The organism is Bacteroidales bacterium (assembly GCA_018334875.1).
GTDB lineage: Bacteria > Bacteroidota > Bacteroidia > Bacteroidales > UBA12077 > JAGXLC01.
Genome location: JAGXLC010000082.1, coordinates 1 through 11,240 on the forward strand (window position 1 = coordinate 1; position 11,240 = coordinate 11,240).

Annotated in this window: 9 protein-coding genes; 6 read left to right on the forward strand and 3 right to left on the reverse strand. The window is 43.8% G+C overall.

What is annotated here, in order from left to right; translation table 11 throughout:
- The coding region (locus KGY70_08785) for a hypothetical protein (GenBank protein MBS3775270.1) at positions 1-198 on the forward strand (198 nt) is incomplete at its 5' end.
- Between the two features lie 126 nt (positions 199-324).
- Positions 325-534: a hypothetical protein gene (locus tag KGY70_08790; protein MBS3775271.1), complete on the forward strand. Its 210-nt coding sequence runs from the start codon at positions 325-327 to the stop codon at positions 532-534.
- A gap of 193 nt (positions 535-727) precedes the next feature.
- On the opposite strand, the gene KGY70_08795 is transcribed toward KGY70_08790, so the two are convergent.
- The 3 genes from KGY70_08795 to KGY70_08805 form a co-directional block, all read right to left on the reverse strand.
- Positions 728-1,336: a hypothetical protein gene (locus tag KGY70_08795; protein ID MBS3775272.1), complete on the reverse strand. Its 609-nt coding sequence runs from the start codon at positions 1,334-1,336 to the stop codon at positions 728-730.
- A 122-nt stretch (positions 1,337-1,458) separates the two neighbouring features.
- On the reverse strand, positions 1,459-2,691 hold the full coding sequence (locus KGY70_08800) for a 4Fe-4S dicluster domain-containing protein (protein ID MBS3775273.1): 1,233 nt from the start codon (positions 2,689-2,691) through the stop codon (positions 1,459-1,461).
- 176 nt (positions 2,692-2,867) lie between these two features.
- The gene (locus KGY70_08805; protein ID MBS3775274.1) at positions 2,868-5,831 is read right to left on the reverse strand and encodes a PAS domain S-box protein; all 2,964 of its coding nucleotides are present in this window, start codon (positions 5,829-5,831) and stop codon (positions 2,868-2,870) included.
- A 539-nt stretch (positions 5,832-6,370) separates the two neighbouring features.
- On the opposite strand from KGY70_08805, the gene KGY70_08810 reads away from it, so the two are divergent.
- From KGY70_08810 to KGY70_08825, 4 genes are all read left to right on the forward strand, one after another.
- A complete protein-coding gene (locus tag KGY70_08810) occupies positions 6,371-7,291 on the forward strand; it encodes a sugar phosphate isomerase/epimerase (protein ID MBS3775275.1) in 921 nt (306 codons plus the stop codon).
- Positions 7,292-7,428: 137 nt separating this feature from the next.
- A complete protein-coding gene (locus tag KGY70_08815; protein MBS3775276.1) occupies positions 7,429-8,178 on the forward strand; it encodes a ThuA domain-containing protein in 750 nt (249 codons plus the stop codon).
- Positions 8,179-8,383: 205 nt separating this feature from the next.
- The gene (locus KGY70_08820) at positions 8,384-10,177 is read left to right on the forward strand and encodes an arylsulfatase (protein ID MBS3775277.1); all 1,794 of its coding nucleotides are present in this window, start codon (positions 8,384-8,386) and stop codon (positions 10,175-10,177) included.
- A gap of 61 nt (positions 10,178-10,238) precedes the next feature.
- Positions 10,239-11,240 (forward strand): glycoside hydrolase family 92 protein (locus tag KGY70_08825; protein ID MBS3775278.1); only part of this gene is annotated, 1,002 nt, incomplete at its 3' end.

Genomic DNA, 11,240 nt, shown 5'->3' on the forward strand with positions numbered 1-11,240 from the left:
CAAACGTTCAAACTCCCGTCAAACAATTCTTTGATACTTATAGGTGTTGGTGGTTTTGTTGAACACCGCAGCCAGCTTGTGGATATGCAGGTCTGGGGAATAAGGGAGATCCATATTTTTTTATTTGTTGACCCGCAAGGTATTAAAAAGATGAGAGAAAAAAATGAAAATATATTTGACTTATATGTTTCTCCATAAACTCCTGAATTTTGATGATTGCGGATACAAAGGTACAGTTCGGATATGACAAACGGTGTCGTTGGAGTCAACAGGCAGAAAAACCATTCCAATTTTTTGCGTAAATTTGTCTATAAAACTCAAGATATGACAGTAAATGAATTAATTAAAAAACTACAGGCGTTTGATCAGAATTTAAGGGTTGTTACTCCCGGTTTTGATGAGAGCAATCTGGAAGATATAGAAACGGTTCAATGGGTCCGGGTAGAGTTTCATGATGAACAGGAAAAATTTCATGGCGGGCGTCACAAAGAATCTGAAACTGGCGTCAATGCGGTAAAGATTGACTGGCAATGAAACAACCTTTCCTCTAACCTCTCCCGCTATTTGGGTGAGATCAGACGGGGTGCCAGGGGTAAAGCCATCAGATGATTCCTGATGGACGGTGGGATTAGTGGTAGTAATTCTCGCGCTCGCCCCACAGCCGTGCGTCTGTTTTGGTGAAATGCCACAAATCTAACCGTTTATGGCCATCCAATTATTATTAATTCTATTCATTGAGTTGGGTGGCAAATAACTTTTGTATATATTTTTCCCCTTCTTTTGTAAATTGATAACCTTTGCGACTTGAATCAGAAACTTTGGCAATAATTTTTTGAATTTCAAATGTATCTAAAAAATTGGATATCTTGGAAACCGAAACTCCATGTTCGTTTAAGATGGCATTAATTCCACGCATATGGAATTTTTTCCCGGCATTCATTGTTTGGTTATAATAAGCAGCAATCAAAATTTTATCCCGTGTTTCCGATGAATTAGGAAGATTGGCTAACCAATCTGCGAAATTGGTTCCTAAAGCATTTAAAATTTGCTGGGAAACAGAGGATTTTGCTGAGATTGTTTCTTTGACGGGTTCCTTTAACGGTTGTTTTGTTTTAGCTTCTTTATCCTGATCTTCCGGTTTTTCTAAAGATGGAGCGGATAATTGTTGTTGCTCAGGTATTGTTTCGTATGCTCTTTTGGCAAGATATTCTTGAGTATCCGCATTGTGTAAATTAAAAATATTCCGGAACTGTTCGGAAACAAATGTATCGTCTCCTTCAATGGTAACCTCTATTGTTCCGAATTTCAGGTATACTTTTGAATAATTAGTACTCATAATATAAATGGTTAATTGACGAACCCAATTTAATAATTTTTGTTCAATTGAACATCATCATATATTTTTTTGCCTGCATTTGAATGCCTTTTTGCCATATATAGAGACACAGCCGTGCGTCTCTAAGTACTCAGAAGAATATGATCTCTTGAGAGTTTCTCGGGGATCTGCAGATTTAGCGGACAGGCCTGTACACAGTTGCGGCAATTGATACACATATCTCCCTTTACCGGTAGTTCAGCGTAAAGGCCGCTTGCCTTATTCCAGTCGTAATCGTCCATGGCATATCTTTCGAAACGCAGAATGTCAGCTATGGGTATATGTTGGGGACAATGGAACTGACATTTTCCGCACATACGGCAAGCAGACCTGTCGGCTTCGGCAGCCATCATCTCTAATGCACGAGTTTCCTGAGCGCGTAAGTCTTTCCCGGCACCTGAATAGGTTTCCACAAATTCTTCCAGATTTCTAACACGAACCACTGCTGCATCAAGCATTGTTTGAGTTGTAAGCCAACGTACCAAAGCATTATGTGGTGCCGTTCCGTTCGGAAGCTTGTCCATGAATGTCTGATCCTGCCTCATACGCCCAATTCCCCGCGCAGTTTTCATGGCAATGGTGCCGAAATTTCTTCTCCGGGCAAACTCTATAAACTTGTCCATCTCAGGGTCATCTCCATAGGAATACATAAACTGAGCATGTTCATAAATGCCGTCCTCAACTACGGCTGTTAGTATCTTTGCTGCACTCTCTCCGTTTTCCACCCTGGAACTTCCATCATAGCTGTGCTGTGAAAGGCACAGGTGTTTTACAAGTCCTTCCTTTTTCAACCGCTCAAAAGCACGTACAAAACTCCTGTCCTTCTTAAGTTCTTCTGTATTGTGATAACCAAAATGTAGCTGCATGTCATCAAAGTAGCGAAGACCGGTTCTTTCCAAAGCTTCTTTGACATACCTGTAGTGTTCCTCTTCATCGAAATGCCCGGAATAATGATTCCCTCCCACGCGATCGACTGTAACCTGACAATAGTGAGCATCCCTGTTTTTAATAATGGCCTCGGGCGCACCGCTCTTCATCCATCGATTGGCCTTATGCCAGTAATTCATCCCACACAGGATACCGGCTTCCATAGGCATCTGGGCCATATCTCCCGTCCCAATCAAGACAGATATGTCTCTCTGGCTATATCCCAGTTTACGGCGTGGCAGTTTCCCTACTTTTTTTGCAGCTTCTTCAATTATTGAGGAGCTCTCCTGCCATGGACTACCTGCCAGTTTGCCTGTCAGGCCTCCCAAAACAGCCGTTAAGGACAATTTTAAAAATTTCCTTCTTTCAAATGAATTGTTGTTTGTCATGTTATATGCCCTCCTGAATTATAATATGTTGTAATATTAAAGTATCCTTTTTAAAATTCTTTCACTTATATTTCAATGCTAAAGCCTGGTTTAAAAATACAAAAAAAACCGCAGATCAAAACAAAAAAACAATAATTATCAGGAAAAAGGGAAAAGTTACTTTTAACCAAGCCCTTTCAACCGGCGGGAAGGCTGAATATAAAAGTAGTTCCTTCATTTTCCCTGCTTTCCGCCTGAATCGTGCCTCCATGTTTTTCTATAAATTCCTTGCAAAGAAGCAATCCCAGGCCTGTGCTCGCTTCCCCTTCCGTGCCGGGGCGGTTCACTTTTGCATCGAGACGGAAGAGGTTGTTTTTCATATCCTCATTCATTCCTATACCCGTATCTTGTACATATATTTTCACCCTGCCGCCTTCGGATGGATCAGCGCCTATTGATACACGTCCTCCCCCGGGAGTAAATTTAATGGCATTGGAGGTTAGATTCCGCAGTATAGCCGATAACATCCTTCTGTCGGCTTTCACCTGTACCGTTTCAGGGATATGGGCAGACAACTCAATATCTTTTTGAGCAGCCTGTTCCCGTGCAGAGGCAACGCTTTCATCCACCACCTCACCGAGTTGTATTTTTTCAGGCTGAAATTCGGTGATGCCCCTTTGTAAATGCGACCATTCCAAAAGATTTTCCAGCAGGGAAAAAAGATTATTCGCAGATTGTCTTAATATAGTGATCTTTTCCAGTATTTGATCCTTACTGAATTTGGAAAAACGCTCCTCCAAAAACTGCAGATATCCAAGAAAAGCATTGAACGGAGATCTCAGATCATGGGCAATGATGGAAAAGAATTTGTCTTTTTCCGCATTCAATTCCTGTAAATGTTTCTCTCTTTCCCGTATGGTTTTTTCGGCTGCTTTTCTTTTGCTAATATCCCGGGCAATGGTAAGGATGGCAGGCTTGTCCTCATATCTTATCAGCCGGCTGTTTAACTCTACCGGTATGGAGGCTCCGTTTCGTGTTAAATGCACAGATTCTACAAACAAATGCCCGTTTTGCTTTAGTTTTTCCATTCTTTCGGGGAATTTAGCGGCATATTCGGGATCATCGATATCTCCCGGCCTCAGCCTGAGAAGTTCCTCCCGTGTATATCCAAGCCGATCACAGGCAGCCTGATTTACTTCCAGAAACCGGCCGTTCAGATCATGAATGAAGATGGCATCAGCCGCAGAAGCAAACAGGGTTTTAAACTTTGCCTCGGACTTTCGAAGCGCTTCTTCCCGCTCAATGGACTCAAGTATGTATGAGAGATCAATGGCCAATTCGGCAAGCAATTTTATCTCTTCATCATAAAAATCATTCCGGGAGGAGGAAATATTCAGCACTCCACGTCGCTTTCCTGAAACGGATATGGGAAATGATACGGCAGAACGACAACCACTCCCGTTCAATTCTTGTGCGGATTTTCCCTCTGCCCGGTGTAATTCCTGTTGATTGGAAATTATATAACTACCGGACAATATGGCCCTGACAGCAGCATTTTTCTCGGCACCGGACTGATTGAGCTCCAGATCATCCGGGGAATGTTTGCTGTCCCATATTCCTTCACGTGCTACAACCTTTAACCGGTTCCGGGTATGATCTGTCATACCAATCCAGGCTCCTTCATATCCACCATGCTCCAATAGATTCCTGCATAGAACTTCAAACAATTCCTGCGGTTCACGCATATGCCTGACGTTCTGATTGAGCTCATTGAGTATATGATATAGGTTATTAAGGAGATACAAGCGATGCTCATCCTTTTTCCGTTCCGTGATATCTTCGATAACGGACATTATGCCTGTTATATACCCCTCCGCATCATACATCGGTGCAGTTGAAACACTAATATCGATCGGGTGGCCGTCCTTGGTAATTCGTTTCAACTCTTTTCCGGAAAAGGCATTTCCCTGCATAACCTTCTTTCTCAAATCAGCAAATTCATGTTCCTTGTCTTCCGGCACGATCGGCAATTTTCTGCCCATTACTTCCCCGGCATTCCAGCCAAAAATTCTTCCGGCAGCCTTATTCCATGAACGCACGTATCCTTCAGGAGAAAGGCTTATGATGGCCAATGGTGAGGCTTCCACCATAGCTCTCTGGTACTGCTCATTTTCCTTAAGAGCCTGCCAGGTTTGTTCATTTCGAAGAACCAATGTCAGATAATCGGAAATCTCTTTCAGTGTATCTATCTCATGCCTGGCCCAGTTATGGGGGAAAGGTGCGTCAAAGCATAAAAGTCCTGTTAAATGATCGGAATGTACCAGCGGAACATCAAGAATGGCTCTTGTTTTGCCTTCCTCCAAAGCCTCCTTTATAGGTTCTACCAGAACGCTATTTTTCACTTTGTGAATAATAACAGGCTCATCATATTTTAATTTTTCCAGATATTTTGGAGCCTGCTTAAGATCGGCTGTAAGCCCGGTAATATCAGGCATTGTTTTGGGCTGGGAAGTTGCCACTACCGTTAGCTCCCCTTGTTTGTTTATCGTGTTGTATGCGATCCGGTATTCAGGAAAATAGTTGCTGAGGAGTTTCACTGTATAGTCTATAATCCCGGATGCTGACCAGCCCGCCAAAACATTCCTGGATATATCATTTAACCATTTGGTTCTTAAATAGGAGTGGCTGTAGGATTGATCCGTTGCATCCCTGGAGGTAGCTCCATTGTCTTCTTTAAGCCGGGTATAAGAAATGATGATGTGGTCTTTTCCCGGAGAGAAAACCTCCATTTTGAACCAGGCAGCCAGGAAATCAAAATAGTATTCAAAAGTTTTATGTTTCCCGTTTAATGCAACATCTTCATATACATTCAGAAGATCTTTCATCTCTTCTTCTGTCAAACCGCACGCCAGGCGGGAAGCTCTTTCACCCTCAATGTATGATTGTTGCAATCCTGTTAGTTCTTTATAGGCAGGATTGGCCTCTATTATTTCTAAATCTATGACCTGACCATTTTCATCAAAGATAAGTTTATAATGCACAAATGCTGTATGGATGCGGTTGAAAATGATATGGGAGAGATCGGTATTCATGCTGAAACCTGAATTGATCGGCTTTTTGTTATACGCCAGAAATGTTAATTTAAAAGATGAAACCCGCATCCAGAAACCTTCACAACAAGAACATGAGTAACATGCGGGTTCCATGGTAATACGAGCAAAATTTCTGAATTTGGCATATAAATCAGTTTGAAATTCAATTTTTTAATATACTGTTACATTAATGAAAAAGAGGGAGTGAAATTTAATCCTTTTTATGTAAAAACCCAATAAGGTAATGAGAAAAATCGCAAAATTCTCAGAGCTTTTACTGATTCTACTTTTTATTAAGTATACAAAGAAGGTCAAAGAACCTTATTCAAAAATCTGTCTTCTCAATTGCCTGATGAATGATAAATCTATGTGAAATCCTGTCTTTCCTATTTGCCCCCTACCTGCTGCGGAGCAGACCCCCTGCCGTCGGGCAGGTGTGTGGTTCAAAAAAATAAAGTCAACCACTTAATTCTTAGTATGGTACTTATAATCAGGTTAGAAAATATTTGTTTGCATCTAAAGCCGGGGTTAGATATCAGTCCTCATTCTTTGGATTTATAAATAATTCGGATTAACTTTAATCAATTAAATTATTAATCCTTTTTATTATGAAAATCTCCAGACGTTCCTTCATGAAAGCCGCTTCCCTCATGCCTTTGCTGGCAGTGCCGGCAGGTATCCGTGCCGGTGTCCAAAGTCCGGAATCCATAGACAGGCCCAAACTGAAGCTCAGCTTGAATGCCTATTCCTTCAACCGCTTACTCCAGGATGGAGAAATGGATTTGTTTCAATTGCTTGACTTCTGCGCTGAAAACAATCTGGATGCAATAGACCCCACGGGATATTATTTTCCCGGATATCCGGAAGTACCCGGCGACGAATACATCAACCGGTTCAAAAAACAGGCTTTTCTCCAGGGCCTGGACATTAGCGGTACAGGCGTAAGAAACGATTTTTCCAACCCCGATGCTTCAGAACGGGAAAAAGACCTGGAGCATATAAAAGAGTGGATCGTTGTTGCCTCCAAAATGGGGGCTCCCTGTATCCGCCTGTTCGCAGGCAGAAATATGCCTGAGGGCTATTCCCAGGCTGATGTCAATGAATGGGTCGTAGAAGGTCTTACACAGGCGGCTGATTATGGAAAGTATTATGGCGTGATGATCGCCATGCAGAACCACAACGATTTCATCAAAACCTCCGATCACCTCATCGAGATCATGGAAACAGCCAACCACGACTGGCTGGGCTTGCACCTCGACATTGGCAGCCTGCGGCAGGGCAATCCCTATGAAGAAATCAAAAAAGTGGTGCCCTATGCCATTACCTGGCAGATCAAGGAGCTGGTCTATTTTGACGGAAAACCCCGCGAAACCGATCTGAAGAAAGTATTTCAGATAGCCGCAGATGCCGGCTACAGGGGTTATCTGCCGCTGGAAACACTGGGCGAAGGGGATCCCTATAAAAAAGTGGAAAAATTAATCGCCGGGGCAAGAAAGGCCCTTGCGACTGTTGAAACCCCCATGCAGTAATATCCTCAACACGAACATGATTAAAAAGCGGGTTCCATGGCGATACACGCAGAGTTTCCGAATTTGGCATATAAATCAATTTGAAATTCAAACCTTTAATAAACTGGTACACTAATGAACCTTAAAAACATTGAATTATGAGATCACTGATCACGGGAATACTGTTCATATTTATAGCGATTATAGGATTTGCTCAGCAAGATAATCCGATGAACGGCCTGATCTTAACCGGTAAACATCACCCGGGACACGACTGGAAAGAGACAACACCGGTCATTCGATCGGCCCTGGAAAAAGGCGACATGAACGTGGATGTGTCAAAGGATATCGAAGACCTTGCCCGGCTGAACCTCAGCCGGTATGATTTTCTGGTGCTGAACTACAACAACTGGGATGATCCCGAAGGACTGAGCGATGCCTCCAAAAAAGACTTTACGACTTATCTTAAAGAAGGAGGCGGATTGCTGATCATCCACTTTGCCAACGGGGCCTGGCACAAATCCCTGCCTGAAGCAGGCGAATCCGACTGGCCGGAATTCCGCAAAATCTGCCGTAGGGTATGGGATCATGACGGACCCAGCGCTCATGATGCCTACGGAAAATTTACAGTGGAGGTCACCGATGTGGAGCATGAGATCACCGAGGGCATATCGGATTTTCAAACTAAGGACGAACTGTATTACAAACAGGTGGGCGATGAACCGGTGAGTGAGCCTTTGCTGGTGGCTAAATCGGAGGATACAGGCAAAATGGAGCCACAGGCCTGGACCTACCGATACGGTACAGGAAAAATATTCCAAATCCTTTTGGGTCACGATGCAGAATCCCTGTCGGTGCCAGAGGTGCAGCAAATATTGAGAAACGCAGCACAGTGGTCGGGAGAATAAATAATTTCTTCTTATAATATTAACCACAAAGCGCAACGATAAAATCACGGAGAAAATATTTTGCCACCATAGCATAGGAACACCAAACAGCATTAAGTTTATTTTTTGTGGGATTATGTGCTTTAGAGTTTTAGTGGCACTTCATAAACCTGGAAGCTTCGTAATCTCTCGTAGATGACAGTATAAATCTCAATTATAATAAATTATGAAATCAGCTATCCATCTTTTCCTTTTCACCCTGGTTACTTCACTCTTTCTCTCGCTTTCATCAAAAGCTGAAGAAGAGCGAAAGAAGCCCAATGTAATCCTGGTCATAACAGATGATCAGGGCTACGGAGACCTGGCCTGCCATGGCAACTCCATCATTGAAACGCCGAACATGGATGAATTGTACGGCGAAAGTGTAAGGCTCACGGATTTTCATGTTGCCCCGACAAGCGCTCCCACCCGGGCCGGTCTTTTAAGCGGAGCCAACAAAAACCGGGCCGGGGCCTGGCATACCATTGGAGGCTGCAGCCTGCTTCGTGAAAGATTTATCAGCATGCCTGAAGTATTCAACAGAAATGGTTATGCAACCGGGATGTTCGGCAAATGGCATCTGGGAGATGCCTATCCTTATCTTCCCCATCACCGGGGCTTCGATGAAGCCGTGTATCACGGAGGCGGCGGAGTAGGGCAAACGCCCGACTACTGGAACAACGATTATTTCGATGACCATTACTTCCGCAACGGAGTTCCCGAAAAATTCGAAGGCTATTGTACCGATGTCTTTTTCGAAGAGGCTATGAAATTCATAGATGATCACCGGGAAGAGCCGTTCTTTGTGTATCTTTCCACAAATGCACCACACAGTCCCCTAAATGTAGAAGAAGAATATTTCAACCGGTATAAAAATGAAGAGGAACTTACTGAGGAACAAAAGGTTTTCTATGGAATGATCACCAACATTGACGACAATCTGGGGATGCTGGAGAAAAAACTGGAAGAACAGGACCTTCGTGAAAATACGATTCTGATCTTTATGACCGACAATGGTACGTCTTACGGCGCCGGTATATTCAATGCAGGAATGAAGGGAAACAAGGGTTCTCAGTACGAAGGGGGGCACCGGGTACCCTTTTTCATCCGGTGGGAACAAACCGGCATTGAGGGTGGACGGGATGTTGAAGCCATCAGCTCCCATACCGATGTGCTTCCAACACTGATCGATTTATGCAACCTTACCCCTGTAGACGGCCCTGCCTATGACGGGAGAAGTCTCAAGCCGCTCCTGACAGGGAAAACCCAATCATGGCCCGATGAGCGGACAGTAATCATCGATCAAAACCGTAAACAACATCCTGAGAAATGGCGAATGAACAGTGTAATGACAGACCAGTGGCGGCTGATCGACGGCAAAGAGCTGTATAACATACAAAAGGATCCGGGACAGAAGCATGACATAGCCTCAGAACATCCGGAAGTTGTCAGGCAACTGCGTGCCGAATATCAACGGTGGTGGGATTACGTGTCTGCTGATTTCGGAAAATATGAAGCCTATAAAATTGGCTTCCCGGGCCATGAAGAAGTCACGCTTACCTGCCATGACCTTCATACACCGGGTATAGTAGCCTGGAACCACTCACAAATCAGACAACCCGGAAACAACAACCTTTTAAAGGGTTACTTTATGATTGATGTGTATGAGAAGGGAACTTATAAAATATCTCTCCGGCGCTGGCCCGGAGAATCAGGTTTGGCATTTGATGAAACTCCCGGGCAACTGGGAGAAGATAAACAATGGTATGAGGCCAAACCTGAAGGAACGGTTATTGATCTGGAAAGAGCAGCTATTGAAGTGGAAGGCTTACGCCTGGAAAAACCGGTGGATATGTCTGCCAAAGAGGTAACCTTCCAGGCAAAATTATCCGGTGGACGGCAACAGTTCAAACCTTATTTTATCACTGAAGACAATAAGGAGTTTGGGGCATTTTATGTATATATTAAGCCTTTAGAGTAAAACTTGCACGTGTTTTACAATGAATTTATATTTTGGTACTTTCAAAGTTAATCCAATTATTATGCGTAACAAAAATTTAATTTCTTTTACTACTTTATTGATCATAACAATGTTGGGTTGCACTTTAGAAGAGGAGCAACCGGTAGATTATGTGAACCCCTATATCGGAAACATCAGCCATTTGCTGGTGCCAACCTATCCTACGGTGCATCTGCCGAACAGTTTTCTGCGTGTATATCCCAACCGCGACAGTTATACCGACGTCTCCATGGATGGATTGCCCCTGATTGTGGTAAATCACAGGGGTTCCCATGCCTTTCACCTGAGCCCTTTTCAGGGCAGTGAAAAAGACATCCGGCCGGTAATTTCCTACAGCTACGACAATGAAACGATCACCCCCTACTCCTGGTCCGTATTTCTGGATGGACAGCAGACGCAGGTCAATTTTGGCGTATCGCACCAGTCGGCAATGTATCAGATTGATTTTAATGACGAGGAAGAAGCCTATCTTATTCTGAATGCAGAGAATGGCATGCTCGGGTGGAACGGAGAAGCCATTAGGGGGTACCGATCTGTAGGAAACGGGACAAAGGCCTATTTGCATCTGCTGCCCGAACAATCACCCAAGAATGTATTTGTGCTGGAGAAGGGGGAATTGGCAGAGCAACAACAGACAGAAGGGAATAATGTCTCTATTGTATTGAAATATCCCGCTAATACCGGATCCATCAACCTCCGCTATGGCATTTCATTCATTGATGAAGCACAGGCCAGAAACAACATGGAAAGGGAGGTGGAAGACAAAGCCATGAGCACTTTGCATAGTGAAGGCCGAAAGATCTGGAACGAAGCCCTCGGAAAAATCGAGGTGGAAGGGGGCAGCGAGGATGACAAAACGGTATTTTACACAGCTTTGTACCGCACCTATGAGCGGCCCGTGTCCATCTCAGAGGATGGCCGTTATTTCAGTGCTTTCGATGGCCAGGTTCATGATGATCAGGGCTTCCCCTTCTATACGGACGACTGGATATGGGACTCCTACCGGGCCCACCATCCTTTGAAT

What these genes read in the sequence shown, in the direction of transcription:
- KGY70_08790 (MBS3775271.1), top strand. Translation starts at nt 325, where the DNA reads ATGACAGTAAATGAATTAATTAAAAAACTACAGGCGTTTGATCAGAAT.
- KGY70_08795 (MBS3775272.1), bottom strand. Translation starts at nt 1,336, where the DNA reads ATGAGTACTAATTATTCAAAAGTATACCTGAAATTCGGAACAATAGAG.
- KGY70_08800 (MBS3775273.1), bottom strand. Translation starts at nt 2,691, where the DNA reads ATGACAAACAACAATTCATTTGAAAGAAGGAAATTTTTAAAATTGTCC.
- KGY70_08805 (MBS3775274.1), bottom strand. Translation starts at nt 5,831, where the DNA reads ATGCGGGTTTCATCTTTTAAATTAACATTTCTGGCGTATAACAAAAAG.
- KGY70_08810 (MBS3775275.1), top strand. Translation starts at nt 6,371, where the DNA reads ATGAAAATCTCCAGACGTTCCTTCATGAAAGCCGCTTCCCTCATGCCT.
- KGY70_08815 (MBS3775276.1), top strand. Translation starts at nt 7,429, where the DNA reads ATGAGATCACTGATCACGGGAATACTGTTCATATTTATAGCGATTATA.
- KGY70_08820 (MBS3775277.1), top strand. Translation starts at nt 8,384, where the DNA reads ATGAAATCAGCTATCCATCTTTTCCTTTTCACCCTGGTTACTTCACTC.